Origin of the sequence: Pseudomonas sp. Pseu.R1 (assembly GCF_045764065.1) — a bacterium.
In the GTDB taxonomy this organism is placed as follows: Bacteria; Pseudomonadota; Gammaproteobacteria; order Pseudomonadales; family Pseudomonadaceae; genus Aquipseudomonas.
Genome location: NZ_JBJGEE020000001.1, coordinates 981795 through 1007160, shown reverse-complemented (window position 1 = coordinate 1007160; position 25366 = coordinate 981795). Strand labels below are relative to the sequence as shown.

27 protein-coding genes and 2 pseudogenes are annotated in these 25366 nt (G+C 59.1%); 16 read left to right on the top strand and 13 right to left on the bottom strand.

Features of this window, described 5'->3' with window-relative positions; translation table 11 throughout:
- Positions 1-87 precede the first annotated feature (87 nt).
- From ACI5GA_RS04810 to ACI5GA_RS04800, 3 genes are all read left to right on the top strand, one after another.
- The gene (locus ACI5GA_RS04810) at positions 88-1338 is read left to right on the top strand and encodes a lipoprotein-releasing ABC transporter permease subunit (RefSeq protein WP_421421964.1); all 1251 of its coding nucleotides are present in this window, start codon (positions 88-90) and stop codon (positions 1336-1338) included.
- A 7-nt stretch (positions 1339-1345) separates the two neighbouring features.
- Positions 1346-2029 carry a lipoprotein-releasing ABC transporter ATP-binding protein LolD gene (gene lolD, locus ACI5GA_RS04805; protein ID WP_404630649.1) on the top strand — a complete coding sequence of 228 codons (684 nt, stop codon included), beginning with the start codon at positions 1346-1348 and terminating at the stop codon, positions 2027-2029.
- A gap of 66 nt (positions 2030-2095) precedes the next feature.
- Positions 2096-3340: a lipoprotein-releasing ABC transporter permease subunit gene (locus ACI5GA_RS04800; RefSeq protein WP_404630647.1), complete on the top strand. Its 1245-nt coding sequence runs from the start codon at positions 2096-2098 to the stop codon at positions 3338-3340.
- 127 nt (positions 3341-3467) lie between these two features.
- Here ACI5GA_RS04800 and ACI5GA_RS04795 read toward each other — a convergent pair whose 3' ends face one another.
- Entirely contained in the window at positions 3468-4835 is a 1368-nt protein-coding gene (locus ACI5GA_RS04795) for a heavy metal sensor histidine kinase (RefSeq protein WP_404630645.1), read from the bottom strand.
- Entirely contained in the window at positions 4835-5515 is a 681-nt protein-coding gene (locus ACI5GA_RS04790; RefSeq protein WP_404630643.1) for a heavy metal response regulator transcription factor, read from the bottom strand. Before ACI5GA_RS04790 ends, ACI5GA_RS04795 begins: the two co-directional genes overlap by 1 nt.
- A 145-nt stretch (positions 5516-5660) precedes the next feature.
- Here ACI5GA_RS04790 and ACI5GA_RS04785 point away from each other — a divergent pair, with 145 nt between their 5' ends.
- Positions 5661-6173: a cupredoxin domain-containing protein gene (locus ACI5GA_RS04785; RefSeq protein WP_421421961.1), complete on the top strand. Its 513-nt coding sequence runs from the start codon at positions 5661-5663 to the stop codon at positions 6171-6173.
- 83 nt (positions 6174-6256) lie between these two features.
- Positions 6257-7087: an NADPH-dependent 7-cyano-7-deazaguanine reductase QueF gene (gene queF / locus ACI5GA_RS04780; protein WP_421421960.1), complete on the top strand. Its 831-nt coding sequence runs from the start codon at positions 6257-6259 to the stop codon at positions 7085-7087.
- A 217-nt stretch (positions 7088-7304) separates the two neighbouring features.
- On the opposite strand, the gene ACI5GA_RS04775 is transcribed toward queF, so the two are convergent.
- Together ACI5GA_RS04775 and ACI5GA_RS04770 are read right to left on the bottom strand one after the other, a co-directional pair.
- Complete coding sequence (locus ACI5GA_RS04775; RefSeq protein WP_404630638.1) at positions 7305-7568, bottom strand: DUF4404 family protein; 264 nt, start codon at positions 7566-7568, stop codon at positions 7305-7307.
- A 108-nt stretch (positions 7569-7676) separates the two neighbouring features.
- The gene (locus ACI5GA_RS04770) at positions 7677-8312 is read right to left on the bottom strand and encodes an HAD family phosphatase (protein WP_421421958.1); all 636 of its coding nucleotides are present in this window, start codon (positions 8310-8312) and stop codon (positions 7677-7679) included.
- A gap of 203 nt (positions 8313-8515) precedes the next feature.
- On the opposite strand from ACI5GA_RS04770, the gene ACI5GA_RS04765 reads away from it, so the two are divergent.
- Positions 8516-9217: an MlaA family lipoprotein gene (locus tag ACI5GA_RS04765; protein WP_404630634.1), complete on the top strand. Its 702-nt coding sequence runs from the start codon at positions 8516-8518 to the stop codon at positions 9215-9217.
- 99 nt (positions 9218-9316) lie between these two features.
- Here ACI5GA_RS04765 and ACI5GA_RS04760 read toward each other — a convergent pair whose 3' ends face one another.
- Positions 9317-9616 carry a PilZ domain-containing protein gene (locus tag ACI5GA_RS04760; protein WP_404630632.1) on the bottom strand — a complete coding sequence of 100 codons (300 nt, stop codon included), beginning with the start codon at positions 9614-9616 and terminating at the stop codon, positions 9317-9319.
- Between the two features lie 267 nt (positions 9617-9883).
- On the opposite strand from ACI5GA_RS04760, the gene rssB reads away from it, so the two are divergent.
- Complete coding sequence (gene rssB / locus ACI5GA_RS04755) at positions 9884-11065, top strand: two-component system response regulator RssB (RefSeq protein ID WP_421421955.1); 1182 nt, start codon at positions 9884-9886, stop codon at positions 11063-11065.
- Positions 11065-11547 (top strand): anti-sigma factor antagonist RssC, encoded by a 483-nt coding sequence (gene rssC, locus ACI5GA_RS04750; protein ID WP_404630628.1) that lies wholly within the window; start codon positions 11065-11067, stop codon positions 11545-11547. The genes rssB and rssC overlap by 1 nt, the downstream gene beginning before the upstream one ends.
- Positions 11548-11758: 211 nt before the next feature.
- On the opposite strand, the gene tal is transcribed toward rssC, so the two are convergent.
- Both tal and ACI5GA_RS04740 read right to left on the bottom strand, forming a co-directional pair.
- Positions 11759-12685, bottom strand: coding sequence for a transaldolase (tal, locus tag ACI5GA_RS04745; protein WP_404630626.1), 927 nt, complete (start codon positions 12683-12685; stop codon positions 11759-11761).
- 512 nt (positions 12686-13197) lie between these two features.
- Positions 13198-13527 (bottom strand): annotated as a pseudogene (locus tag ACI5GA_RS04740) (helix-turn-helix transcriptional regulator); the annotation flags it as partial.
- A 47-nt stretch (positions 13528-13574) separates the two neighbouring features.
- Here ACI5GA_RS04740 and ACI5GA_RS04735 point away from each other — a divergent pair.
- From ACI5GA_RS04735 to dusA, 3 genes and pseudogenes are all read left to right on the top strand, one after another.
- Positions 13575-13944, top strand: a pseudogene (locus ACI5GA_RS04735) (Rieske 2Fe-2S domain-containing protein); the annotation flags it as partial.
- 71 nt (positions 13945-14015) lie between these two features.
- Positions 14016-14240: a hypothetical protein gene (locus ACI5GA_RS04730; RefSeq protein WP_421421953.1), complete on the top strand. Its 225-nt coding sequence runs from the start codon at positions 14016-14018 to the stop codon at positions 14238-14240.
- 40 nt (positions 14241-14280) lie between these two features.
- Positions 14281-15291 carry a tRNA dihydrouridine(20/20a) synthase DusA gene (dusA, locus tag ACI5GA_RS04725; protein ID WP_421421951.1) on the top strand — a complete coding sequence of 337 codons (1011 nt, stop codon included), beginning with the start codon at positions 14281-14283 and terminating at the stop codon, positions 15289-15291.
- 74 nt (positions 15292-15365) lie between these two features.
- On the opposite strand, the gene ACI5GA_RS04720 is transcribed toward dusA, so the two are convergent.
- The 4 genes from ACI5GA_RS04720 to ACI5GA_RS04705 form a co-directional block, all read right to left on the bottom strand.
- A complete protein-coding gene (locus ACI5GA_RS04720) occupies positions 15366-15782 on the bottom strand; it encodes a HipA domain-containing protein (protein ID WP_421421948.1) in 417 nt (138 codons plus the stop codon).
- A gap of 338 nt (positions 15783-16120) precedes the next feature.
- Positions 16121-16441 carry a transcriptional regulator gene (locus tag ACI5GA_RS04715; RefSeq protein WP_421421946.1) on the bottom strand — a complete coding sequence of 107 codons (321 nt, stop codon included), beginning with the start codon at positions 16439-16441 and terminating at the stop codon, positions 16121-16123.
- A gap of 150 nt (positions 16442-16591) precedes the next feature.
- The gene (locus ACI5GA_RS04710; RefSeq protein ID WP_404630616.1) at positions 16592-17035 is read right to left on the bottom strand and encodes a hypothetical protein; all 444 of its coding nucleotides are present in this window, start codon (positions 17033-17035) and stop codon (positions 16592-16594) included.
- A 125-nt stretch (positions 17036-17160) separates the two neighbouring features.
- Entirely contained in the window at positions 17161-17760 is a 600-nt protein-coding gene (locus ACI5GA_RS04705; RefSeq protein WP_421425441.1) for an eCIS core domain-containing protein, read from the bottom strand.
- 225 nt (positions 17761-17985) lie between these two features.
- Here ACI5GA_RS04705 and ACI5GA_RS04700 point away from each other — a divergent pair, with 225 nt between their 5' ends.
- On the top strand, positions 17986-18912 hold the full coding sequence (locus ACI5GA_RS04700; protein WP_421421944.1) for a Gfo/Idh/MocA family protein: 927 nt from the start codon (positions 17986-17988) through the stop codon (positions 18910-18912).
- Positions 18913-19069: 157 nt separating this feature from the next.
- Here ACI5GA_RS04700 and ACI5GA_RS04695 read toward each other — a convergent pair whose 3' ends face one another.
- The gene (locus ACI5GA_RS04695; protein ID WP_404630612.1) at positions 19070-20023 is read right to left on the bottom strand and encodes an alpha/beta hydrolase; all 954 of its coding nucleotides are present in this window, start codon (positions 20021-20023) and stop codon (positions 19070-19072) included.
- A gap of 184 nt (positions 20024-20207) precedes the next feature.
- Entirely contained in the window at positions 20208-20378 is a 171-nt protein-coding gene (locus tag ACI5GA_RS04690) for a hypothetical protein (protein WP_404630610.1), read from the bottom strand.
- A 144-nt stretch (positions 20379-20522) separates the two neighbouring features.
- Here ACI5GA_RS04690 and nudK point away from each other — a divergent pair, with 144 nt between their 5' ends.
- The 4 genes from nudK (at position 20523) to ACI5GA_RS04670 (ending at position 25249) form a co-directional block, all read left to right on the top strand.
- The gene (gene nudK / locus ACI5GA_RS04685) at positions 20523-21101 is read left to right on the top strand and encodes a GDP-mannose pyrophosphatase NudK (RefSeq protein ID WP_404630608.1); all 579 of its coding nucleotides are present in this window, start codon (positions 20523-20525) and stop codon (positions 21099-21101) included.
- Between the two features lie 366 nt (positions 21102-21467).
- Entirely contained in the window at positions 21468-22019 is a 552-nt protein-coding gene (locus ACI5GA_RS04680) for a sigma-70 family RNA polymerase sigma factor (RefSeq protein WP_404630606.1), read from the top strand.
- A gap of 47 nt (positions 22020-22066) precedes the next feature.
- Positions 22067-23761: a multidrug ABC transporter permease/ATP-binding protein gene (locus ACI5GA_RS04675; protein WP_404630604.1), complete on the top strand. Its 1695-nt coding sequence runs from the start codon at positions 22067-22069 to the stop codon at positions 23759-23761.
- Between the two features lie 162 nt (positions 23762-23923).
- Positions 23924-25249, top strand: a complete 1326-nt coding sequence (locus ACI5GA_RS04670; protein WP_404630602.1) for a lysine N(6)-hydroxylase/L-ornithine N(5)-oxygenase family protein — start codon at positions 23924-23926, stop codon at positions 25247-25249.
- Positions 25250-25366 lie beyond the last annotated feature (117 nt).

The following is a 25366-nucleotide window of genomic DNA, read 5'->3' as shown; positions in this document are numbered from 1 at the left end:
TTCGATTGCGCCTCAATGAATCGAGTGTAAAGCCGCAGGCCAAGGCCCGCCACAAGGACGTTCCCATTCCTCCGAACAAGCCCTTACATGTTCAGACCTCTTTTTGTATTTATCGGCACGCGGTACACCCGTGCAAAACGCCGTAACCATTTTGTCTCCTTCATTTCCCTGACGTCGATGATCGGTCTCGCCCTTGGCGTAGTGGTGATGATAGTCGTGTTATCGGTCATGAACGGCTTCGACCACGAAATGCGCACTCGCGTACTGGGCATGGTGCCTCACGCCACCATCGAATCCGGCGAGCCGATCAGCGACTGGCAAAGTCTGGCCACACGGGTCAAACAGAACCCGCAAGTGGAGGCGGTTGCGCCGTTCACCCAGATGCAGGGCCTTCTGACCAACAACGGCAACGTGCAGAAAATCCTGCTCAATGCCATCGACCCGGTCGAGGAACGCAAAGTTTCGATTATCGATGGCTTCATGAAACAGGGCAGTCTTGACGATCTGGTGTCAGGCGGCTTTGGCGTGGTCATCGGTGACAAGGCGGCCAACAAGCTGGGGGTGAAAATCGGCGACAAGGTCACGTTCGTTTCCCCTGAAATCACCGTCACCCCGGCGGGCATGTTTCCGCGCATGAAGCGCTTCACCGTGGTCGGGATTTTCCACGTCGGCGCGGGTGAACTGGATGGCTATCTGGGCGTCACCAATCTGCAGGATCTGGCGCGTCTGCACCGCTGGAAGCCGGATCAGGTGCAGGGCCTGCGCCTGAAGTTCACCGATTTGTTCAAGGCGCCGCGCTCGGCGTATGAAATCGCGCAAAACCTGGGCGAGCACGAGTATTACTCCCGCGACTGGACCCGCACCCACGGCAACCTGTATCAGGCCATCGGCATGGAGAAATCCATCATCGGCCTGCTGCTGTTGCTGATCGTGGCGGTAGCGGCGTTCAACATCATTTCCACGTTGGTCATGGTGGTGAACGACAAGCGCGGTGACATCGCGATTCTGCGCACGTTGGGCGCAACGCCGGGCCAGATCATGCGCATCTTCATGGTTCAGGGCACCGTCATCGGCGTCGTCGGCACGGCCATTGGCGCAGGCGTCGGCATTCTCGCAGCACTCAACGTCAGCGCGGCGATCGCGGCGCTGGAGCGCCTCATCGGCCACAAGTTTCTCAATGCGGATGTCTACTTCATCGACTATCTGCCATCGCAATTGATGACCGAAGACGTGCTGCTGGTTTGCGGCGCGGCGCTGGTCCTGAGTTTCCTCGCCACCCTGTATCCTGCCTGGCGTGCGGCGCGCACCCAGCCGGCGGAGGCGCTACGTTATGAGTGAGTCGCGCATGAGTGATAAAGCTGTATTGAGCTGCCGCAACCTGGGCAAATCCTACGAGGAAGGCCCGGAATCCGTGGTCGTGCTGTCGGGCCTGCAACTGGAACTGCACCCCGGTGAGCGCGTGGCCATCGTCGGCAGTTCAGGGTCGGGTAAAAGTACCTTGCTCAACCTGCTCGGTGGTCTGGATACCCCGACTGAAGGCAGTGTGTGGCTGGCAGGCGAAGAGCTGTCGGCGTTGAACGAGAAGGCCCGTGGCCTGCTGCGCAACCGGGCGTTGGGTTTCGTTTACCAGTTCCACCATTTGCTGCCGGAATTCACTGCGCTGGAGAACGTCTGCATGCCGCTGTTGATCGGCAAAACGCCGATTCCTGAGGCGCGTCAACGCGCCACGGCGCTGCTGGAACGGGTTGGCCTCAAGCACCGTCTGGCGCACAAGCCTGCGGAACTGTCCGGTGGCGAACGTCAGCGCGTGGCGATTGCCCGCGCGCTGGTCAACCAGCCGGGTCTGGTCATGCTCGACGAGCCGACCGGCAACCTCGACTCCCACACCGCCCAGGGCATTCAAGACCTGATGCTGGAACTCAGCACTTCGTCGCGCACCGCGTTTCTGGTGGTGACCCACGACCTGTCGCTGGCCCGCCAGATGGACCGCGTGTGGCGTCTGGAAGAAGGCCGCCTCATCGAGGCGTGACGCATTGAACCTGGCGCTGCGCTAAGCGGCGTCGGGGTGTACCTATTCAGCTACGGTGCTCCACGAATGTTCAGACCGTTATCCATTTTTATCGGCACGCGCTACACCCGGGCCAAACGCCGCAACCATTTCATTTCGTTCATTTCCATGACCTCGATGATCGGGCTGGCGCTGGGTGTCCTGGCGATGATCGTCGTGCTGTCCGTGATGAACGGCTTTCAAAAGGAAATGAGCTCCCGCGTGCTCGGCATGGTGCCCCACGCAGTGATCGACGGCGTGCAGCCGCTGGACGACTGGAAGCCCGCCGCCGACGCGGCCTTGAAGAATCCACAAGTCACGGCAGCCGTGCCGTTCACGCAGATGGACGGCATGCTCTCGTACAAGGGCGCGATGCAGCCGATCGAGATCAACGGCGTCGATCCGGCGCTGGAATCCCAGGTCTCCATCGTCACTCAGCACATCGTTCAGGGCCGCTTGCAGGACTTGAAGCCCGGTGAGTACGGCGTGGTGATCGGCGAAATCACCGCGCGGCGGTTCCGCCTTAATGTCGGCGACAAACTGACCCTGATCGTGCCGGAAATCAGCAACGATCCGGGCGGTATCACCCCGCGCTTGCAGCGCTTGACCGTGGTCGGCGTGTTCAAGGTCGGTGCTGAACTGGACGGCTCCATGGCGCTGGTCAACGTGGCGGACGCTGCGGCCATCAAGCGCTGGCAGCCGAATCAGGTGCAAGGCGTGCGGCTGGCGCTGAAGGACCTGTACGCGGCGCCGCAAGTGTCAGCGGCGATTGCGGGCGGTCTGGGCGCCGACTACAAGGCCGATGACTGGACCCACACCCAAGGCAGTCTGTTCAGCGCGATGAAGATGGAAAAGACCATGATTGGTCTCTTGTTGCTGATGATCGTCGCGGTCGCGGCGTTCAACATCATCGCGACCCTGATCATGGTGGTGAACGACAAGGGCGCGGACATCGCGATCCTGCGCACCATCGGCGCCACGCCTCGGCAGATCATGACCATCTTCATGGTCCAGGGCTCGGTGATCGGGGTGATCGGCACGCTCATCGGTGGCGTGCTGGGGGTGATCGCGGCGATCAATGTCAGCCAGTTGGTGGGCTGGGTCGAGCGGGTGACCGGGCAGCACATCTTTACCTCGGACGTGTATTTCATCAGTAACCTGCCATCGCAACTGGAAGGCAGCGACGTGGTGATGATCTGCGCAGCGGGGCTGATCCTCAGCTTCCTGGCGACGATCTATCCGGCATACCGGGCTTCGCAGATCGAGCCTGCGCAGGCGTTGCGGTATGAGTGATCGGTTACAGGGCTGACACTTCGTTTTCTTGTGGGGGGAGCTTGCTCACGAAGGCGGTATTTCAGGCGCTGTATTGTGTTGAGTACATGGCCTCAATCGTGAGCAAGCTCACTCCCACAGAAGTGCATTACCCGTCATTTATGTTCGGCAATTCGATCCAGAAGCGCGTCACGCCATCCTGCGATTCGCAGCGAATGGTCCCGCCATGGGCCTTGATGATGGATTGCGTGATTGCCAGCCCCAACCCCGCATGCTCGCTACCCTCATGGCGCGCCGGATCTGCCCGGTAGAACCGGTCGAACAGTTTGGGCAACGCGTCGGGCGCAATCGTCTTGCCGGTGTTTTCGATACGGATACTGAGTGTCTGAGCCGCTGACGTCAGAGTGACCGACACCCGACCCTGCTTAGGGGTGAAGCGCAAGGCATTGTCCAGCAGATTGGAGAGGGCGCGGCGTAGCATGTGCTGGTCGCCCTTCATGACGGCATGCCCCTCGCGAACCAATGTCACCTGCGCGTCTTCTGCCAGCGGCAGAAAAAACTCCAGCAACGCGTCAACTTCTTCGTGCAATTGCAAGTGTTCTCGGTTGAGGGTCAGTAATCCATGCTCGGCTTTGGCCAGATACAGCATGTCGTTGACCATCTGCGCCATGCCTTGCAGCTCTTCAAGATTGCCCAGCAAGGCCTCGCGGTACTCATCCAGACCGCGAGGGCGGGTGAGGGTGACTTGAGTGTGTGTCAGCAGATTCGACAGCGGGGTGCGCAGCTCATGGGCGATGTCCGCCGAAAACGCGGACAACCGTTGAAACCCGTCGTCGAGACGGCCGAGCATGGCGTTGAACGCCAGGCCCAGCTCGGCCAGCTCGGCGGGCAACTCGTGATGGGGCAGGCGGGTGGTCAGCGAGCTGGCCGATACGCTGGCTGCGACCTCGCTCATGTCGCGCAAGGGTCGCAAGCCGCTGCGGGCGGCCCAGGCCCCAAGCAGCGCAGTGGCCAGCGCAGACAAACCCACTGTGAGCCAGATCAGGTGTTGCATGCGTTCCAGAAAGTGCTGGTGGTGGGTGATGTCCAGCAGCAGAGTCAGTTGTGGAGAATCCGGCTGATCCGGGCGTAGGGCAACAACGTAAGAGCGGTAGGAAATGCCATTGCCTGTCAGAGTGTGCAGACCGGTGTGGCCACTCATCTCTGGCGTCGAAGTAGGCATACTGTCGAACCAGAGCGCGCCCTCCGAACTGCGCACCTGCAAGGCGAGGTCGGGAGAGTGCGCCAGTTCCCCCTGTAATGCCTGACGATGCTCATTGAGTTGATCGATACTGGAGACGCCCATCAGCGCGTCGCGCAGGGTGGGCAGTTTGCTCTCCAGCAATTGCTGGTCCAGCTCCATGAAGTGGGCTTCGCTGGCGCGGTTGAACAGCACACCAGCGGTCAGCGACACCACAGCGGTACAGGCCGCAAACAAGAGCGCCAGGCGGCTGCCCAGAGACATCCGCTTGAACATCACAGGCTCCGCTCTTCGAGGACGTAGCCCATGCCGCGCACGGTGTGGATCAGCTTGTTCGGGTAGCCATCATCGACTTTCAGGCGCAAGCGGCGGATCGCCACTTCGATGACGTTGGTGTCGCTGTCGAAGTTCATGTCCCAGACCTGAGAGGCGATCAGCGATTTGGGCAGGACCTCGCCCTGGCGACGCAGCATCAGTTCCAGCAGGGCAAACTCTTTGGCCGTGAGGTCGATGCGCTGGCCGTTGCGTTCTACACGACGGCGTAGCAGGTCCAGACGCAGGTCGGCCAATTGCAGATGGGTTTCCAGACTGGCGCTGCTGCCCCGGCGCAACAGGCTGCGCACCCGGGCCAACAGTTCGGAGAAGGCGAACGGCTTGATCAGATAGTCGTCCGCGCCCAGTTCCAAACCTCGGACCCGATCTTCCACGGCGTCACGGGCAGTGAGGAACAACACGGGCGTGTCGAGGCCCGCGTTGCGTACCGCTTGCAGAATCTGCCAGCCGTCGCGGCCGGGCAGCATGACGTCCAGAATCAGCAGCGCGTAATCGCCGGTCAGCGCCAGATGCTGGCCGGTAGTACCGTCGGCGACGAGTTCGGTATTGAACCCCGCCTCGGTCAGGCCCTGGCGCAGGTATTGGCCGGTTTTCGCTTGATCTTCAATGATCAGTAATTTCATGTACGGTTCACAGCTCGTTGGCAAGGCCGCTTTATAACGCGAGCGGGCCAGGCAGGGGCCAAGCTTACAAAGTTGTAATGTTACGGTCAGCTTAATGCCAGAGGTGGCGACCTACTGTGAGCGTATCAATGCGTAGTTAAGGGAAATGTATATGTTTGCTCGTTTTATCGCTGCTGCTGCCTTGTTGAGCGTCAGCCTGATGTCTCAGGCCGCACCGGGCGGGCATTTCGATTTTGGTCATGCGGAAAATGCCGATCAGGCAACACGCACCGTGGAACTGACGCTGGGTGACATGTACTTCGAGCCCAAGTCCCTGCGCGTGAAGGAGGGCGAGACCGTGCGTTTCGTGCTGGTCAACAAAGGCCAGTTGCTGCATGAGTTCAACCTGGGCGATGCGGCCATGCACGCGGCCCATCAGCAGGAAATGCTCAAGATGGTCGCCAGCGGCATGCTGACTTCCACTGGCATGAAGCATGACATGGCGGGCATGGATCATGGCAGCATGAAGCACGACGACCCGAACAGTGTGCTGGTCGAACCTGGTAAGACCGCCGAGTTGACCTGGACCTTCACCAAGGCCACCGATCTGGAATTTGCCTGCAACATTCCCGGCCACTATCAGGCAGGTATGGTGGGAAAAATCTCGATTGCCGAGTAAACGCTGAAAGCGTGGGGCAAAACCTATAAACTTGCCGGTCAGGATTTTACCTCCGCCCTTTTTATACGTTTTCAGGTCCCGCCATGCATCCCGCAGCCGAACACTCGCCGCTGGGCAAGTCCAGTGAATACATCGCCACTTACACACCGTCCCTGTTGTTCCCGATTCCGCGCACGGCGAAGTGGGCGGAACTGGGGCTGACCGCCGAGACACTGCCGTATCAGGGGGTCGATTTCTGGAACTGCTATGAGTTGTCCTGGCTGCTGCCGTCCGGCAAGCCGGTGGTGGCGATCGGTGAGTTCAGCATTCCGGCTGAATCGCCCAATATCATTGAGTCCAAATCGTTCAAGCTGTACCTCAACTCACTGAACCAGACGCCATTCGCCTCGCAGGCCGAGCTGGTCTCGACCCTGGAGAAAGACCTGTCGGCAGCGGCCGGCAAGCCGGTGGATGTGCGTATTCGTTCGCTCAAGGAGATCGAAGCAGAAGGCATTGTGGCGGTGCCAGGGGTTTGCGTCGATGATCTGGACGTGACCATCAGCAGCTACGATCGCCCGCAGCCTGAGTTGCTGCGCTGCGATGAAACGCGGGTGGTGGAGGAGGTGTTACACAGCCATCTGCTCAAATCCAACTGCCCGGTTACCAGCCAGCCTGACTGGGGCAGCGTGGCGGTAGAATACCGGGGTGCGGCGCTGGATCATGCCAGTTTTCTGGCTTATATCGTCAGCTTCCGTCAACACTCGGATTTCCACGAGCAGTGCGTGGAGCGGATCTTCATGGACCTGCAACGTCTGCTGAAACCGGAAAAACTGACGGTGTACGCGCGCTATGTGCGTCGCGGCGGGCTGGACATCAACCCGTACCGCAGCACTGAGAAGCTGACCCTGGAGAATGGGCGGTTGGCGCGGCAGTGACTTGAGCGCAAGGCTTGAGGTTGTGTGCGGTCTTTGTGGGAGCCGGCTTACTGGCGAAAGCGGTGTGCCTGTGACAGATGACGTGACTGACACTCTGCATTCGCAAGCAAGCCGGCTCACACAATAATGGAGTCCGGCTTAAGATATTCGTCCCGAATTCCTTAGCAGCACTGCCGGGCGGCTACAGCGATGGGGCGGTGCTGGCGAGAGGTGGTTATCAGATCCCGATATTCCCCAGCGTCTGCACAATATTGCGCAACGTACCGGCGATGGTCGGGTGCTCGACCTCAAAGCGCTCAATGGCCAGATTGACGCCGTCGGCCAGATTGTTGTCCGGAGTGGCGGTTTCCACGGCGATTTCGGCCTGAATCTGCGCCATCAGTTCATGCAAATGCACGCGCTCTTCTTCCGTCAGCGGCGGGTTCTGTTCGAGTTGCTCGCGCAGGGTGTCCAGCTGTTCTTGCAGTTCGCGGGCAGGCATAGGGTACTCCCTTCATGAATAGTCTCAGCATGGACCGCACGGCATCGGCAAAGGTCCTTTATCGCTAAGACTAATCCACTCCCGCACACTCTGCATGACCCTGATCAATCAGGGCTTTTCGGCCTTGAGACGACGCAGGGAGATGTCTGCCAGACACGATTCCAGTTCTGCCAGATGATCGATCACCGAGTGTGCACCCGAAGCATACAGCTCCAGCGTGGCACGACCGCGCAGGCGTTCGCGTTGCAAGTCGCTCAGGACGTCCCATTGCGCAGGCGACAGTCCGCACAGCGGACCGCAAGACGCCAGGCCCACGGTCCATAAACCGGCGTTGAGGCCGGCCATCAACAGGCGCGGGTCGCCGCTGACCAATACGCAACCGTCGATCTGGCCGACGCCGAGGCTCATCAGAGCCTGCCAGCAGGCATCTGGCGCAGGCCAATGGTTGTTCGGGCTGGGCGTGGGTTGAATCAGGTTTTCAAGCGGGGCAGCCAGTTGCTCGGCGATGCCTGCGGGATATTCGTCGATCCAGGCACAGGGAATACTTTGCTGTTTAAGGCGTTTCAACGCGGCGATGGCACCTGGCGTGGGCGAGGCGAACGCGCTGGCGTCCAGGGAAAGAAAGGATGTGCCGTCCGTGCTGCGCAACGTGCGGGTCTGGGCGCCGAAATCGACCAGACAACCGCTCAGGCCAAAGAGCACAGCGGTAAACGGCAGGGCGGGCGCAGCGACGGCGGCGAGCATGAAGTTCCCTCTCAAATGCCCATAACACTAAGGGTTTTGCATGACAGTGCGATGACTGATAGGTGACATTGTTCGCCGATGTTTAGCGATCTGTAGAATTCCTTCGGATTTCGGCGACGTAAATCGTTACAGAACGCTTTATACTCTCACCTTTGGTTTGGGGCGTAGCGCCCGCTTCATCACTTTGACTGGGAGTCTTTGCTATGCCCGTGACCGGTGCTGGCTTTATCAATCGTCTGGCTCGAACGTGCTTCTGGGCCGGTTTGGCACTGGTGCCAATGGCCGCTCAGGCCGCTGACGAAGATCCATGGGAAGGCGTCAACCGCGCCATCTTCCGCTTCAACGACACCGTCGACACCTACGCGCTAAAGCCCATCGCCCAGGGTTACGAGTTCATCACGCCGCAGTTCCTCGAAGACGGCATCCACAACATGTTCAAAAACATCGGGGAAGTGACCAACTTCGCCAACGATGTGTTGCAGGCCAAACCTGAGGCTGCCGGTGTCGACACCGCGCGCCTGATCCTCAACACCACCTTCGGCCTGCTGGGCTTCTTCGACGTGGGCACCAAGATGGGCCTGCAACGCAACGACGAAGATTTCGGTCAGACCCTCGGCCATTGGGGCGTGGGCAGCGGTCCTTTTGTGATGCTGCCGTTCTTTGGCCCGAGCACCGTGCGTGACGCGTTCGCCAAATACCCTGACACGTACACCATGCCGTACCGTTACATCGACCACGTGCCGACTCGCAACACGGCCTTTGGTGTGAGCGTGGTGGACACCCGTGCAAGCCTGTTGTCGGCTGAGAAGCTGATCAACGGTGACAAGTACATCTTCATCCGCAACGCCTACCTGCAAAACCGCGAGTTCAAGGTCAAGGATGGCAAGGTCGTCGACGACTTCTGATCGAGGCCGGTCGTTCACCCGATGCAAAAAAAGGCGACTTTCGGGTCGCCTTTTATTTTTCAAAACTTTTCTAAATTGTGACGTAGTTCCGAAGTGCCATTACTTCATGGTGAGAATCGTCAACCCCAGCTTTTGCTCTCCAACACCGATATCGGCTATCCAGACCACCTCGGTGTCAGCCTCCAGGCCCTTGAGCGCGGTGTGCTCGGATTCGATTTTCACGCTGATCCGGTCGCCGACTTTGAAAGTGCGCGGCGCCTGTATCTGCATGCCGGAGCTGGATAAGTCCACGCACACCGCCGGAATGATCTGGCCTGCATAGATCAGGCTGATGTCCGCGTCGACACGCATGCGGATGTAATCTCGTTTCTCTGCATAGTCGCGATCAATCTGGCCCATGGCGCATCCTTCGTTTTTGTTGCTGATTTAGGGGTTCTTATAACTCCCGGTGATTTGTGATGTAAAGACGCCTGCCGACCGCTGGAGCACGCTTGAAACGCCCGGCGGATGGGAGTACCGTCTGCGCCTTGAAGGGCAGCTCTGTTAAATGAAGCGTTTGACCAAAAGTCCGCTACCTTTGATTCAGAGAGGCTAAAAGCGAATCCAGTAGGCGGTCCGACATCCTCCGACCGCGTACGCCAACCTGATCTGGCGCCGTTTGCCCACATGCAAAAAACCAGTGCCACGCTGCTGATTATCGATGACGACGAAGTAGTGCGCGCGAGTCTCGCGGCCTATTTGGAAGACAGTGGGTTCAGCGTCTTGCAAGCCAGCAACGGCCTGCAGGGTCTACAGACATTCGAGCAAAACAAGCCTGATCTTGTGATCTGTGACTTGCGCATGCCCCAGGTGGGCGGCCTCGAACTGATCCGTCAGGTCACCGGCCTGTCGCCGGAAACCCCGGTGATCGTGGTGTCCGGCGCAGGTGTCATGAGCGATGCTGTCGAGGCGTTGCGTCTGGGTGCGGCTGATTACCTGATCAAACCCCTGGAAGACCTCGCAGTGCTTGAGCACTCGGTCAAGCGGGCGCTGGATCGCGCGCGTCTGCTTCAGGAAAACCAGCTTTATCGTCAGAAGCTCGAAACCGCCAACCGCGAGCTGGAAGCCAGTCTGCATTTGCTTCAGGAAGATCAGGACGCCGGTCGTCAGGTGCAGATGAACATGCTGCCGACCAGCCCTTGGGCTATTGACTCGTTCGAATTCGAACACGAAATCATCCCGTCTCTGTACCTGTCCGGCGACTTCGTGGATTACTTCCGGGTCGACGACCACCGCGTGGCATTCTATCTGGCCGACGTGTCGGGCCATGGCGCGTCATCAGCGTTCATCACCGTCCTGCTGAAGTTCATGACCACACGGCTGCTGTTCGAATCCAAGCGCGGCGGCTCGCTGCCTGCATTCAAGCCGTCCGACGTGCTGGGCCATATCAACCGTGGCCTGATCAGTTGCAAACTGGGCAAGCACGTGACAATGGTTGGCGGGATCATCGACGAGCAAACCGGGCAACTGACCTACAGCGTGGGCGGGCATTTGCCGCTGCCGGTGCTGTACACACCGAGCGAAACCCGCTACCTGGAAGGGCGCGGACTGCCGGTGGGATTGTTCAATGAGGCGACGTATTCGGACCATGTGCTGGAGCTGCCGGAGTCCTTTAGTCTGACTCTGCTGTCTGATGGCATTCTGGACCTGTTGCCAGGTGATACACTCAAAGAGAAAGAAGCCAGCTTGCCCGAATGGGTGAAGTCGGCGGGCGGCAGCCTGGATGGCCTGCGTCAGAAGTTTGGATTGGCCACACTCGGGGAGATGCCGGATGATATCGCCTTGTTAGTGTTGAGCAGGAACCTTTAATGAGTACCGGTAGAATCCAGTTTGCCGAGCAAGACGGCACGTTCGTCCTGAAGTTCGTGGGTGAAGTGCGTCTGACTCTCTGCTCGGCGTTGGATGCGACGATCGAACGGATCTTCACCGCGATGAATTTTTCGACCGTGGTGATCGACCTGACCGAAACGCGCAGCATTGACAGCACCACGCTTGGCTTGCTGGCCAAGTTGTCCATTCTGTCCCGTCAAAAAGCGGGGCTGTTGCCGACTGTCGTGACCACCCACGAAGACATCACGCGCCTGTTGCAATCGATGGGCTTCGATCAGGTGTTCAACATCGTAGGCAAGCCGATTCCTCGTCCGGAAGCACTTAGCGACCTGCCATCGCAGGATCAATGCGAGGATGTGGTCAAGGCCAAGGTGCTCGAAGCACACAAGATTCTGATGGGGTTGAATGACTCCAATCGCGCGGCGTTCTGTGATCTGGTGAATGCGCTGGAGCATCAGTAGCGCATTGAGATATGGCCTTGTCTGATGACAATGGTCTGTAGGTCTTGCGATGGTTGTGGGAGCCGGCGTGCTGGCGAATACGACGGATCAGAGACATTGGGATGCCTGACACGGCGAATTCGCCAGCAAGCCGGCTCCCACACAGGCGAGTGATGCTGGCACAAAAAAAGGGTGGCACCCGCGAGGAGGCCACCCTTTTTGTTTGGGACGATTACGCTTTGGCGCGCAACAACGCTTCCAGCTTTTCCTGGTCGCGGGCGAACTGACGGATGCCTTCAGCCAGTTTCTCGGTGGCCATGGCGTCTTCATTGGAGGCCCAGCGGAATTGGGCTTCGTTCAAGGTCTGACGCGGCTCGCCGCCGTTGCCAGGCTTGAGTTTCTGCACCAGAGAGCCGGTGTCTTCCGACAGCTTTTGCAGCAGATCCGGGCTGATGGTCAGGCGATCACAGCCTGCCAGTTCTTCGATCTGGCCCAGGTTGCGGAAGCTGGCACCCATGACCACGGTCTTGTAGTCATTGGCCTTGTAGTAGTTGTAGATGCGGGTCACGGACTTCACGCCCGGATCTTCAGCGCCCACGTATTCTTTGCCTTCGGCTTTCTTGTACCAGTCGTAGATCCGGCCCACGAACGGCGAGATCAGAAACACGCCTGCGTCGGCACAGGCTTGGGCCTGGGCGAAGGAGAACAGCAGGGTCAGGTTGCACTGAATGCCTTTCTTCTCCAACTGTTCGGCGGCGCGGATACCTTCCCAGGTCGAAGCCAGTTTGATCAGGATGCGATCACGGCCAATGCCCGCCTTGTCGTACAGGTCCACCAGGCGCTCGGCGCGCTCGATGCAGGCGTTGGTGTCGAAGGAAATGCGCGCGTCCACTTCGGTGGACACACGGCCCGGCACCACTTTCAGAATTTCCTGACCGATGGCCACGGCGAAACGGTCGCTGGCCAGGCCGATGTCGTCTTTGGCGCCGCTGAACGCTTCTTTCAGACGCTCGGCGTTGCTGTCGCTGGACGCAGCCTTGAGCAGCAGGGAAGGGTTGGTCGTGGCGTCGACCGGTTTGAGTTTTTCAATGGCAGCGAAATCGCCAGTATCAGCGACCACGGTGGTGATTTTCTTGAGTTGTTCCAGCTTGGAAGTCATGAGCGTGCTCTGTCCTGTGGGTTTGAAGACATTACCCGAGCGTCGCCGGTCACTCAAGGGCGTCAACCGCATCAAACACGCTGATTCCGGTGGCCTGCGTTTGCGCAAACAACTGTCCGGTACCTCAGCCGCCAATCCGCCGTGCATGGATATTTTGAGGAGCGGGGCAGAGAACGTGATGATCGGTCGCCGGGGAGGGCAACGCTCGATCCAGACTGCTTGGAGCCTGAGCGACAGGGGTTGTTCCCTGACGATCCCCATTGTTTCGGCTGTTTTTCCCGTAGCGTGTATAGCCAAAGGCTTACACGAAGAAAAGAAAACCCGCTCTATGAACTGTAACAATTGAGCGGCATATTGGATCCGTCAGCTGAAGCACAGGAACGGCTTCGGAGGTCAAGGATGATCAGCCATTGCGCGGAGCGCTACCGACAGGATGTTGGAATGGCCATGAAATGAAAAACGACCCGCTTCGGCGGGTTTTTTTATGGGGTGCGTTTTTTTGGGGAGGGGGCTCAACGCCGGAAACGCAAGGTTTCCGACGGCAGTTCACCATAGCGCTTGCGGTACTCCTGAGAAACACGCCCCAAGTGGGCAACCCCCCATTTCAATGCGATGCCCGTCACCGAGTCGGTGCCCCCACACAGTTCACCATGCACCCGTTCCATCCGCACGTCCCGCAGAAAGGCCATCGGGCTGATGTTGCGGAATTCTCTGAAACCGGCAAACAGTGTGCGCACACTGACGCCCGCCAGTCCTGCCAGTTGCTAGATCGACAGCGGCTCATGGGCGTGGGCGAGAATGTATTCCTAGGTGCGTTTCACAAAAAATGGCGAAATTTTTCTTAACGACAATCGCCCGTGACGCACAGGGTGCATCGATGCGCTGACTTGCGCTGATCAACGCCTGCCAGCATCGCGGCACGACGCTGACACGCGTCGGCAAGGGCAATCAGTCCACGTTCACTTGCCCATTCCACGCCTGGTGCTACAAGAGCGACGGTCGACTGGTCAAGGTCAAGCCCCCCCCCGGCGAGTACCCGGAAGGCTTCGACAACGCCACGCGCGGGCTGAAGAAAGCCAGGATCGAGAGCTACAAAGGCTTTGTTTTCATCAGCTTCGATGTGCAAGGCTCCGACAGCCTCGTGGACCACCTGGGCGATGCCAGAGTGGTTCTTCGACATGATGGTAGCCCAGTCACTGACCGGCGAGCTGGAAGTGCTGCCGGGCAAGTCGGCCAACACCTACGACGGCAACTGGCAACGCTTCCTACTGGAAGGCCTGGCGCGCAAGGCCGCTGAAGAAAACGCTCTGAAACTGCGTGACGTTTGATCATGAACAGCCAATTGCATTCCCGCGTCGAACAGTTCCTCTACGCCATGGCCGAGGCCTGCGGTGCCCAGGCTCGAATGTCTGGCTTTCCTGATAAACTGTCGCGCCTTTCCAGCGGTGCAGGTCCGACGAATCGTTCCTGTGCTCGCGAAGGGCTAACAGTGGCCCTGATTTTGCTGCACGGCCGACCGAGCTTGCTTATCGTGGCGACGGCTCTTCGGAAATGAGCGAGCACAGGGTAAATGGCAGTAAACGAGAATTTTGTATATGCAGAGCACACAAGCAGAAAACCTCGCCACCCCAGTAGATCCGGTATGTAGGAGGTTTTCTGTCGCCCCGATGATGGACTGGACCGATCGCCATTGCCGGTTCTTCTTGCGTCTGCTGTCGAAAAACGCGCTGCTCTACACCGAAATGGTCACCACGGGCGCGCTGCTTCATGGCGACAGCGAGCGCTTTCTGCGCCATGACGTGAGCGAGCATCCGCTGGCACTGCAACTGGGCGGCAGCAATCCGGCGGACTTGGCGGCCAGTGCGCGACTGGCGCAGTCGGCGGGGTATGACGAGGTCAACCTCAACGTCGGCTGCCCGAGTGACCGGGTGCAGAACAACATGATCGGTGCCGTGCTGATGGGCCATCCGCAACTGGTCGCCGATTGCGTCAAGTCCATGCGTGACGCGGTGTCCATTCCGGTGACCGTCAAGCACCGCATCGGCATCAATGGCCGTGACAGCTACGAGCAGCTTTGCGAGTTCGTCGGCACGGTGCGCGAGGCCGGATGCACCAGTTTTACGGTGCACGCACGTATTGCCATTCTTGAAGGGCTGTCGCCCAAGGAAAACCGCGAGATTCCGCCCTTGCGCTACGACGTGGCCGCGCAACTCAAGCGGGATTTCCCGGACCTTGAGTTCATCCTCAACGGTGGCATCAAGACCCTGGAGCAATGCCGGGAGCACCTGAACACCTTCGACGGCGTGATGCTGGGGCGTGAGGCGTATCACAACCCTTATCTGCTGGCTGAGGTGGACCGTGAGCTGTTTGGCGGCAGCGACCCTGCGATCACCCGCGCCCAGGCGCTGGCGCAACTGCGACCTTACGTCGAAGCCCACCTGCGTAACGGCGGCGCGATGCACCACATCACCCGCCACGTGCTCGGGCTGGGCACCGGCTTCCCGGGCGCGCGTAAATTCCGCCAGTTACTGTCGGTGGACATCCACAAGACCGACGATCCGCTGGGCTTGCTGGACAAGGCGGGGGCGTTGCTGGAGGGGCGGTGAGTCGGTTGTGCCTGGTGGTAAAGCCCTTCATCGGCCTGAAAACATTCTGGACGTGGTCGCTTCCTGGGCGAGTTTCAATTCCTCGCCCCGAAGAAACTGGCCGTAAATGGCGTGGTTGCGCGGATGGTCATCGGCATTGCCCACCATCGCGTTGAGACCATGCGCACGAACAGCTCGCGCCGGTCCTCGTCCGGTACGCTTCTTCGGTACATCTCGTCCGCCAGGCGCGCATAGGATCTGGCCCGCATGTCGGGGATGTTCCAGTCCGTGTCGAGCAAGGTCAGGCCACTGAGCATGGGGATGCGTCGGAATGTCCCGTTCACGTAGGTTCGATCGAAGCGCTCCACCAGCAGCGTCGTGCCTTTTGAGTCGTTGTAGAGCGAGGTATTGGCCACACGCATGCCTTTTTTCGCGGCAAATGTCATGCAGGCATGCTCCAGCGGCGCGAGGTCAAATTGATCGAAACGGTCGCGAGGCTTGGCGAGGATCAATTTTTTTCCCCCAGAAAGGTGCGCTTGGGGCGGGCGCCGCCTACGGATGAGCGCTGCTCCCGGACGCCGAGTTTCTTGACGGCGTCTTCATTCAGGTCCCGGTCGTAGATGACTTCGCAGACGTCCAGAAAGGTGTCCAGCCCTGATAGGCGAGGCAGGGGCTTCTGGCCGATTCCGGTGGGTGGGAAAACGCACGGGGTCGGGCACCCAGATTTTTGCTTCCAGCGCGGCGGGGGAGTAAACGAACTCACCGGGCTTGTTCGGTTGTAACGTCAGTCTGCCCAGTGTCAGCACTTCTGCCGTTTCGGGGTGTTCCATGTAGATATAGGCGTTCGGCATCAGAAATCTTCCGCTTTGGCGCGGCGTTGACGAACCCTGCGTCCGGCGGTCTCTTCTTTTAGGTCGAGGAAGGACGTGACGCTGTCTTCGAGCGGGCGGAATACACTGTCCATCAATCCCAGATTCCAAAGCACAAGCATCAGGGACTTCACGCTGACAGACGGGTCTCCCTGTTCGATGCGACGAATGACCTTTTCTGGAACGCCCAGTCTGGTCACGACATCCTGCTGTCGAACACCTTGTTTCAGGCGACTGGTTTTGACCAGCAAGCCAATCCGTTGCAGCGTAGAGGTGCAATCCACTGGGAAAAAATCAATCATAAGCGGCCGTCATCGACTGTTTAAACTCTATAAACGGTCAATTAAGGCCGCTTATTTTTAGTTGCGTTGCAGTCTAGCCTATCAAAATGAGCCGTTTAGGCAATATAAGCAGTCGCTGGGGGCGGATTAAGTTCGATGATGGGTCAGCGTTTACTTCGCCACCCGATCCAGATAGTCACAAAAATGCTTCTTCGCCTCGTCCTCCGGGGTGTACAGCCCGGCCTGGGTGACGAAGGTCATGGTCACTTTCGACCCGCTTCCGGCTTTCTCCACCAGAGCGTTGAGCGGTGCGACTTTGCTGGCGCCCACTTGCTGGTAAACGTTGACGATGCCGCTCTCAGGGTTCGAGACCTTCATCTGAAAGCCTTCGGTGGTAAGCACGTTGTTGACGTTCTTGAAGGCGCGTTTGTAGGGAGTATCCGGCAGGTACGCGTAGGTGGTGAAGCTTTTGCCCACCAGCAGGTTGCCGTCGGTGCGGAAATTGTCCAGGCACTGGCGGCCGGTGGGTTGCGAGGCGCAGCCGTGCAGCATGGCTGCGGCGAGAAAGGTGAGGGTGATGCGTTGCGCCACGCTGATGACGGACTGCTGTGTCATGCCAAATACTCCGTACTTCCTGTCTGGAATGGTCTGACGCAGGTCCAGGCCTGCGAGACGTTATGGGGACAGGCATCCTACAAGCTTTTCAGTGCCCGGACGATAGTGGCCCTCACGAACGCGTTTCACGGGTCCAACCCCCGCAGCACGCGGCTGACCGTGGTCTGAATGGTGTAGGCGGGCGCTTCCACGGCGTTGAAATCCTCGGTGTAGCGCTGTGCGAAACCGTCGACACCCCATTGCTGATATTGCTCAACATGTTTGAGTTCGTGTGCCCAGAGGGCGACATCGTTTTCGGCGGCCTCGGCGGTGCGAAAGACGATGATGTCGATAAGGGTGACGGCGCCAATGTCGGGATTTTGCAGCATGGTGTTGGCGGCGCTGAATTCACCGTTGTCGCCTACCTTGTACAGCGCAGCGTCCAGCACGCTGGGTGGATACCAGCGCAGCAGCTTTTCGCGAATGGCGTCGGGGATTGGCTGGGCGAGACCGGTCGCGGCTTGCGCGCGAGACTGGCTGATCCACAACGACAGTGCGGGTCCGGCAATCTGTGTGACGTCGGTGGGCATGCCGCTGCCCAGTACCTGACCGATGTCGGGCAGACAGAAACAGCCGTTGAGGCAGATCAGTTTCTCGCCGGTCGGGCACGTCGGGGGATTAGCGTGTGCAGAGTTGATCACCAGGGTGAGTGCGCACACGAACAATGTCTTGCAGGCCGTCTGCATCGTTCGTGCACTCACATGAAAGCTCCCATGGGCGTCGCTCGTCCGACCTGATTGCGCACCAGCATAGCGGTTGCGCGCAAGGGTTGCGACGGTCTCGTGGCTCTGATCAAATCGCCGGGATATTTCATGCATTTCGCTGCGTTTTGTCACCAGTTCGTGACATTAACCGCTTTTTGGCTGAAAGCGCGTCTGTAAACAATAACGACAAGATCACAGGAGTCATCAATGCGTCCGATTCGTTTGGGGCTGGTGGGGTACGGCAAGATCGCACAGGACCAGCATGTACCGGCCATCCGCGCCAACCCGCAGTTCGAGCTGGTGGCCGTGGCCACGTTGGGGCAACCCTGTCCCGGTGTCGAGCATTTCAGCTCGTTGACCGAGTTGCTGGCGCGAGGGCCGCAGGTGGATGCGATCGCGTTCTGCACGCCGCCGCAAGGCCGCTTCGCGCTGGTTAAGCAGGCGCTGAAGGCGGGGAAGCATGTGTTGGTGGAGAAACCACCGTGCTCGACGTTGGGCGAGGCATTCTCGTTGATCGACACAGTGGATGAGGCGGGCGTCTGCGGGTTGTTCGCCTGGCATTCGCGTTTTGCGCCGGGTGTGGCCTTTGCGAAAGCCTGGCTCAAGGGCAAGGCGCTGGAACACGTACGTGTGGAATGGAAGGAGCAAGTGCGCAAGTGGCACCCCGGTCAGGCGTGGATCTGGCAGGCGGGCGGTTTAGGGGTGTTCGATCCGGGCATCAATGCGCTGTCCATCGTCACTGAATTGCTGCCGGATGCGGTGTTCGTCGAATCGGCGAGTTTGAGTGTGCCGGGCAATTGCCAGTCGCCCATTACTGCATCGCTGAACATGCGCACCGCGGGGCAAACTGAGGTGCGGGCCGAGTTCGATTTCGATCATGGTGAGAACGAACTGTGGCGTATCGAGTTGTACAGTGATCAGGGCATGTTGCGTCTGGATTCCGGTGGTGCGGTGGTGAGTATCGACGGCGCGGCGCAGACCTTGCCGGACGAGGGGGAATACCCGGCGATGTACCGTCATTTCGCGCAACTGATTGCCGAGGGCCGCAGCGATCTGGACCTGCAACCGTTGCGGATCGTGGCCGACAGTTTCTTTGTGGGGAGCAAAGAGGCGGTGGCGGATTTCTTTGAATGATTGAGCGGGTTGTTGACATCAGACTCGTTTGCCTTGGGGGGGAGTCTCTCGGCGATTACCCTGTAGCAGTCCGGCTTGCCGGCGGCAGCGATTTTCAGGACGCCATCGTCGGCAAGCTGGACTGCTACAGGCAGTCGTGATCCCGATCACCAGCGCCTCAATTCAGCACGAAATCATTCTTGTGCAGCAGTGTCCGGCTCGGGATTGAGTTGCGGTCGATGCTGCCTTGAAGGGTGTACGCCAGATCGTCGTACCAGTTGCTGTCTTCCAGGTACCAGGAATGGGACACCAGCCCATCGATGGTTTTGAATGTGCGGTTCCGCACGGCCAGGTAGCGTGGTCCGCAATCAACGTCCAGTGCCTTGTCGTCTGCGGGGGTATCTTCGGGCATGCCAACGCGGCCCACCCGGGAGCTGATGTCGATGTTCTTGGCGTTGGAGACCGCGAGCGCCTCATCGTAGCCGCTGAAATAGTTGGTCAGCCGGCCGCAGTGATTGAAGGTCGGGATCATGTCCGAATTGCCCAGCGCAAAACACGACGACGAAATATCCGCGCCGAACAGCACCAGTTGGCCGATGCGCCAGTCGTTGGCCAGGCCCGAATCACGCAGTTTGTCGACCGAGCGAAACGCTTCGCGCACCACGAACGCGCCCATGGAGTGGGCCATGACGTGCACGTTGACCGGGCAGTCCGGCTGGGAAAACGTCATGAACGGCAGGATGCCGCGTTTGACCAATTGCGCCGCCGAGTCCTGGGCCTTGCTGCGATCTGCCAGGTACAACAGCGTTTGATTCTCCGATGGCCAGTCGAACCCCACCACCATGCACGCGTACTTGCGGGCGCGCAGTTCTTTCTCGATCAGACGCTGGCGGGTCAGCGCTTCCTTGGATGGCGTGTTGTAGCCGTGCACGAAAAACACCACATCCAGTGCCTGATGGCCGGTATTGGCTTGCTGCAGGATCGACTTCATCCACTGGTTGGCAGAGTTGACGTTATGGCTGGGCAGGGGATCGTTCACGTTGGCGGGGACTTGCAGAAAGGACACCGGGCCGACGTCCTTGCCGAATACGCCATTGGCTTTGCTGCGAGTGCTCAGAATGAAACTGTCCATGAAAGGAGGTCCTTGTATTCAGCGGTCGGGAAGTGAAGACGCTGAGCAATGACCGGACAGCCACAAGCAGGGGAAAGGCGGCCAGGGGCGGCGATTGCTCGACAGCCCATCAGGTGTAGCCTCGGCTCGCGCGCTTGTCCACCGCCGCCATCACCATCACGATACCCACGCGCGACGTACCGAATCAGTACTGAGCAACACCCGCCAAAGCGATGGAGAAGGACACGATCAGCATTAGCAGGATGGTCATGTTGATGGACATCGGGAAATCCTTGTTCGGTTCGTCAATGGCGCCATGATCCCGTGTTGCCTCGACAAAATGAACGGTGCTGCGCGGTATGTTGGCTATCGACACAATCGATAGTCCGCCCCTTTGAAGACGGTCAATCCGTTGTGTTAAGCGAAGTCATGGCCACTGGACCTGGCTCGCACCGCTCGGGAAGTCCTGCTAGGGTGGAGCCGTGTTCAATCCGGTACTGTCCTGTCATCAAGGCCATTCATGTCCAGCCACCCCATTCGCGTTACCGCCGAAGAAACCCTCTCTGACAACTGGTACGTGCTGAAGAAATACAGCTTCGACCTGCAACGCCGCGACGGTAGCTGGCAATCGCAGACGCGGGAGGTGTACGACCGTGGCAACGGCGCGACCATCCTGCTGTACAACCTGGAACGCCGCACCGTGGTGTTGACGCGGCAGTTTCGCATGCCTGCGTTCGTCAACGATCACAGCGGTTACCTGATCGAGACCGCCGCTGGGTTGCTCGACAATGCCAGCCCTGAAGAGCGGATTCGGCTGGAAGCGGAAGAAGAGACGGGCTACGTGGTCAGATCGGTGCGCAAGATCTTCGATGCTTTCATGAGTCCCGGCTCGGTCACCGAGCGCATTCACTTTTTTATCGGTGAGTATCGGTCTGATGACCGGGTCAGCGATGGCGGTGGTTTGGAGGAGGAGGGGGAAGACATCGAAGTGCTGGAATTGAGCTTCGAAAAAGCGATATCCATGGTAGAAACGGGCGAGATCGCCGATGGCAAGACCATCATGTTGTTGCAGTACCTGGAGCTGCGATTGATGACGTAGGAAGGGTCCTGCTTTTCGACGTGGACACTTGGCCGGACAAGATGAGAATGCGAAGTGATTCTCATCTTCTCGCGAATTTGTATCATGAGTGACACATTTTTTTGACAAGAAAAAATTGACGTCTAGGCTGTATTGCCACGCCTCTCCCTCAATCTTCTGATCTCTCTAAAGCCTTTTAAAATAAAGGCTTACAGCGATTTTGCCAGCATATAGCCGCCATTCGTCGGCTCACGAAACGACCACATCCATATAACGAAAGTTTCACCAAGCGGTAAAATTTCTTACATTGCAATGAGAATCGTTTGCGTTATTCTTCGCGTTCCTTTGTAACCAGGGATGTCGAACAAGATGGATTTTCATCCTGCAATGAGCCAGTCCACAAGGCTGCGCTCCACCGGTGTTGGCGGGTGTTGTGCGTCCGTGGATCCGCGTCTCGACGCGTTGATGGGGACGTACCACACCCATCGGGAAGGCCTGCTGCGCCTGGCGGCAAAATTCCTCGGCTGCCGTGCCCGTGCCGAAGATGTGGTGCAGGACGCCTTCGTGAAAATGCTCGAAAGCGATCTCGCCTCCATTGAGCCTGCGCACTACATGTTCCGCGTGGTGCGCAACCTTTCGATCGACCGTCTGCGGCGCCAACGGCTGGAGCGCAATCATGGTGCCGAAACCGAGCTGGAAGAGCAGCCACGTTTTGACGTCTCCCCCGAGCGCGTGCTGGCGGGGCGTGAATCGGTGAATCAACTGGTCGGCGCGCTCAACGAACTGCCCAAACGCATGCGCATCGTCTTCAACCTCAGCCAGATTCAGGGCTACACCCAGCGTGATGTGGCCAAGGTCATCGGCACCTCACCGACGATGGTCAATTTCCTGTTGCGCGACACCCTGTCCCATTGCCGCGCGCGGCTGGGCGAGATCTAGGCGTCGTTTCACCCTTTTCTGTTTTTGCTTCTCTGCCGGAGTCATTCATGAAACTAGTTCGTCTGGTCTTCCAGCAATACCGCTGGCCCCTCGCGATGGTGCTGTTGCTGAGCATCAGCAGCGGCCTGTTGAGCGTGGGCGTGATCGCCTTCGTCAATCAGCGCATGATCAGCGTCCACGAAGGACTGGGCGCTGCGCTGTGGCAGTTCGGCCTGATGCTGGCGCTGCTGCTGGCGCTGGCCTCGGGCGCGTCGCTGTCGCTGACGGCACTGGGGCATCGATTCGTGTACGGTCTGCGCCGGGTGATGGTCAAGCGCTTGCTGGACACCAATATCGAACGCATCGAATCCATCGGCGGGGCGAAAATTTACGCCAGCCTGTCCAGTGACATCCGCGCTGTGACCATGGCGTTCGTGCAACTGCCGGACCTGATCTACGGATCGGTGCTCAGCGTTGCGGCGTTCAGTTATCTGGCCTGGTTGTCGCCTTCGCTGTTCATCACCACGCTGTGCTGGATGGCGTTCACCCTGGGCGTTGGCTGGTTGCTGGTCGGCAAACTCAACGCCCACATTCGTGCGCTGCGTGAGTCCGAAGACAAGCTCTATCAGAGCTACCAGTCCGTGATCGACGGTCGCAAGGAATTGACCCTCAACCGCGACCGCGCCCGTCGTCTCTACGAAGAAACCTTCGACGCCGCCGCATTGCGCTATCGCGAGCATTTCACTCTGGCGGATCGTTATCACGGGCTGGCCAGTAACTGGGCGAACATCATGGTGTTGGGCACCATCGGCCTGGCGTTCTACCTGGCGAACGGTCTGGGCTGGGCGCCGACCGAAGTGGCGGCGACCTACGCGCTGACCGTGCTGTTCATGCGCACCCCGCTGGTGCTCGCTGTGGCTGCAATCCCGGCGCAAGTCTCCGGTCGCGTGGCGCTGGACAAGGTCGAGTCGCTGGCGCTGGCCGAGCATCACGAAAGCTTCGACGTTGCGCCGAGCCACATTGTCGGCCATTGGCAGACTCTCGAACTGCGCGATGTCGAGTACCACTATCCGGCCCAGGGCGATGAACCCGGTTTCGATGTCGGCCCGGTCAACCTGACCCTGCGCCGTGGCGAAACGGTGTTTTTGATGGGCGGCAACGGCAGCGGAAAATCCAGCCTGGCGCGCCTCCTGAGTGGTCTGTATCGCCCGTCGGCGGGCGCGATTCTGATCGACGGTCAAGTCATCGGCGCAGACGACTGGCTCGCCTACCGTCACCTGTTCGCCAGCGTGTTCACCGATTTCCACCTGTTCTCGCAACTACTTGGCGCCGATGGCGAGAACGCCGACGCGACGCAGGTCGATCACTGGCTCGATCAATTGCACATGAAGCACAAGGTGCAGATTGGCGAAGGGCATTTGCTCGACACGCGTTTCTCTCAGGGCCAGCGCAAGCGGCTGGCGTTGCTGCTGGCGGTGCTGGAAAAACGCGACATTCTGTTGCTCGACGAGTGGGCCGCCGATCAGGACCCGCTGTTCCGCCGGTTCTTCTACCGCGAGCTGTTGCCGATGTTCAAGCAGGCCGGGATCACCGTTTTCGCCATCAGCCACGACGATCAGTACTTCGATCTGGCGGACCGGCTGGTGAAGATGGAGGCAGGCCAGCTCAGCGAATTGCAGGGCGATCGTCGCGATAACGCCAGCCGTGATGCGGTGGAAGAGATCGGCGGCGCGTACCAGCGAAAAATCGTAAAGGCTTTGTAAGTTTTTCATCGCCAAAGACTAAACAGCCGGAAGGCTCAGGCGTCTTTGTAATGATAATCAGTCTTACTCAATTTCGATGCGCGCGAACTGCCCCAGGCGTCTGTGACACAGCTCATAACTCTGCCGGATCTGACCGCGCATCGCTCCTAACGAGAGGGAAACATGGAACTCGTCTACGACTACATCGGCATTGGTTTCGGCCCGTCGAACCTGGCTCTGGCGATCGCCACTCAGGAGCATGCATTGCGCAACGGTCTGGCGCCCCAAGTGTGTTTCCTCGAAAAGAAGCCAGCGTTCAACTGGCATGAAGGCATGCTGATCGACGGCTCCACCATGCAGATTTCCTTCCTCAAGGATCTGGTGACGCTGCGAAATCCAGCCAGCCGTTTCACCTTCATCAACTACCTCAAGGAGCGGGGCCGTCTGCAGGATTTCATCAACCTCAAAACCTTCTTTCCGACCCGCGAGGAGTACACCGACTACCTGAGCTGGGCGGCCTCGCACTTCAACGAACAGACCCACTACGGTGAGGAAGTGATCTCGGTCGAGCCGCATTTTCAGGACGGTCGTTTCGTCGCGGTGGATGTGATTTCCCGTGGTCCGAGTGGCGGTATTTCCCGTCGTCGCGCACGCAATCTGGTGTTCGGCATTGGCGGCATTCCGCAGGCGCCGGCGGCGTTCGACAGCGTGCAAGACCCGCGCGTTCTGCATTCTGCGGGCTACCGGGGCGGCATCGAAAAACTGCTGGTCAACCGCCCCGGCCCTGTGCGTGTGGCGGTGGTGGGCGGCGGTCAGAGCGCGGCGGAAATTTTCGAAGATCTGGCCACCCGTTTCGACAATGTCGAGGCCAGCCTGGTGATTCGCGGCAGTGCGTTGAAGCCTTCTGACGACAGCCCGTTCGTCAACCAGATCTTCAACCCGTCGTTTACCGACACCATTTTCAATCACAGCGAAGAGCGCCGCGATGCGCTGTTCACCGAGTTCCGCAACACCAACTACTCGGTGGTCGACACCGACCTGATCGAGACCATTTTCCAGCGCATGTATCAGCAGAAAGTGCGTGGCGAAGAGCGCCATCACCTGTTGACCAATCGCGAAGTGGTGCATGCCGAAGTCGGTGCCGCCGGGATCGAGCTGTTCCTGCGCGACGGCTCCCATGACCAGACTCACAGCGAGTCTTTCGACATCGTCGTGCTGGCCACCGGTTATCGCCGCGACTACCACCTGGAATTGCTGGCCGGTCTTCAGGAATACATTCAAGGCCCAACGGTCGACCGTGATTACCGCCTGCCGCTGCGTGCGGGCAGTGAAGCGGGGATCTTCCTTCAGGGCTGCTGTGAAGACAGCCACGGCCTGAGCGACACCTTGCTGTCGGTGCTGGCGGTGCGTTCTCAGGAGGTGGTGGAGTCGATCTTCGCCGAGTACGAGCAGCCCTGTTCGAGCCGACCAGCGCCCCATGAGCGCGTGGCGCTGAAGCTGGCGCGCTGATTCAGGTTTAGCCGTCACAGGGTGGTCGTCTGCGATCACCCAATCCTTTCTTACAACCTTGCGGGAGGCCTTTCGGTCTTCTGTGGGTTGAGTCTTGCCGAAACAAACAGGTGAAAG

What these genes read in the sequence shown, in the direction of transcription:
- ACI5GA_RS04810 (WP_421421964.1), top strand. Translation starts at nt 88, where the DNA reads ATGTTCAGACCTCTTTTTGTATTTATCGGCACGCGGTACACCCGTGCA.
- lolD (WP_404630649.1), top strand. Translation starts at nt 1,346, where the DNA reads ATGAGTGATAAAGCTGTATTGAGCTGCCGCAACCTGGGCAAATCCTAC.
- ACI5GA_RS04800 (WP_404630647.1), top strand. Translation starts at nt 2,096, where the DNA reads ATGTTCAGACCGTTATCCATTTTTATCGGCACGCGCTACACCCGGGCC.
- ACI5GA_RS04795 (WP_404630645.1), bottom strand. Translation starts at nt 4,835, where the DNA reads ATGTTCAAGCGGATGTCTCTGGGCAGCCGCCTGGCGCTCTTGTTTGCG.
- ACI5GA_RS04790 (WP_404630643.1), bottom strand. Translation starts at nt 5,515, where the DNA reads ATGAAATTACTGATCATTGAAGATCAAGCGAAAACCGGCCAATACCTG.
- ACI5GA_RS04785 (WP_421421961.1), top strand. Translation starts at nt 5,661, where the DNA reads ATGTATATGTTTGCTCGTTTTATCGCTGCTGCTGCCTTGTTGAGCGTC.
- queF (WP_421421960.1), top strand. Translation starts at nt 6,257, where the DNA reads ATGCATCCCGCAGCCGAACACTCGCCGCTGGGCAAGTCCAGTGAATAC.
- ACI5GA_RS04775 (WP_404630638.1), bottom strand. Translation starts at nt 7,568, where the DNA reads ATGCCTGCCCGCGAACTGCAAGAACAGCTGGACACCCTGCGCGAGCAA.
- ACI5GA_RS04770 (WP_421421958.1), bottom strand. Translation starts at nt 8,312, where the DNA reads ATGCTCGCCGCCGTCGCTGCGCCCGCCCTGCCGTTTACCGCTGTGCTC.
- ACI5GA_RS04765 (WP_404630634.1), top strand. Translation starts at nt 8,516, where the DNA reads ATGCCCGTGACCGGTGCTGGCTTTATCAATCGTCTGGCTCGAACGTGC.
- ACI5GA_RS04760 (WP_404630632.1), bottom strand. Translation starts at nt 9,616, where the DNA reads ATGGGCCAGATTGATCGCGACTATGCAGAGAAACGAGATTACATCCGC.
- rssB (WP_421421955.1), top strand. Translation starts at nt 9,884, where the DNA reads ATGCAAAAAACCAGTGCCACGCTGCTGATTATCGATGACGACGAAGTA.
- rssC (WP_404630628.1), top strand. Translation starts at nt 11,065, where the DNA reads ATGAGTACCGGTAGAATCCAGTTTGCCGAGCAAGACGGCACGTTCGTC.
- tal (WP_404630626.1), bottom strand. Translation starts at nt 12,685, where the DNA reads ATGACTTCCAAGCTGGAACAACTCAAGAAAATCACCACCGTGGTCGCT.
- ACI5GA_RS04730 (WP_421421953.1), top strand. Translation starts at nt 14,016, where the DNA reads ATGAACAGCCAATTGCATTCCCGCGTCGAACAGTTCCTCTACGCCATG.
- dusA (WP_421421951.1), top strand. Translation starts at nt 14,281, where the DNA reads ATGCAGAGCACACAAGCAGAAAACCTCGCCACCCCAGTAGATCCGGTA.
- ACI5GA_RS04715 (WP_421421946.1), bottom strand. Translation starts at nt 16,441, where the DNA reads ATGATTGATTTTTTCCCAGTGGATTGCACCTCTACGCTGCAACGGATT.
- ACI5GA_RS04710 (WP_404630616.1), bottom strand. Translation starts at nt 17,035, where the DNA reads ATGACACAGCAGTCCGTCATCAGCGTGGCGCAACGCATCACCCTCACC.
- ACI5GA_RS04705 (WP_421425441.1), bottom strand. Translation starts at nt 17,760, where the DNA reads ATGCAGACGGCCTGCAAGACATTGTTCGTGTGCGCACTCACCCTGGTG.
- ACI5GA_RS04700 (WP_421421944.1), top strand. Translation starts at nt 17,986, where the DNA reads ATGCGTCCGATTCGTTTGGGGCTGGTGGGGTACGGCAAGATCGCACAG.
- ACI5GA_RS04695 (WP_404630612.1), bottom strand. Translation starts at nt 20,023, where the DNA reads ATGGACAGTTTCATTCTGAGCACTCGCAGCAAAGCCAATGGCGTATTC.
- nudK (WP_404630608.1), top strand. Translation starts at nt 20,523, where the DNA reads ATGTCCAGCCACCCCATTCGCGTTACCGCCGAAGAAACCCTCTCTGAC.
- ACI5GA_RS04680 (WP_404630606.1), top strand. Translation starts at nt 21,468, where the DNA reads ATGAGCCAGTCCACAAGGCTGCGCTCCACCGGTGTTGGCGGGTGTTGT.
- ACI5GA_RS04675 (WP_404630604.1), top strand. Translation starts at nt 22,067, where the DNA reads ATGAAACTAGTTCGTCTGGTCTTCCAGCAATACCGCTGGCCCCTCGCG.
- ACI5GA_RS04670 (WP_404630602.1), top strand. Translation starts at nt 23,924, where the DNA reads ATGGAACTCGTCTACGACTACATCGGCATTGGTTTCGGCCCGTCGAAC.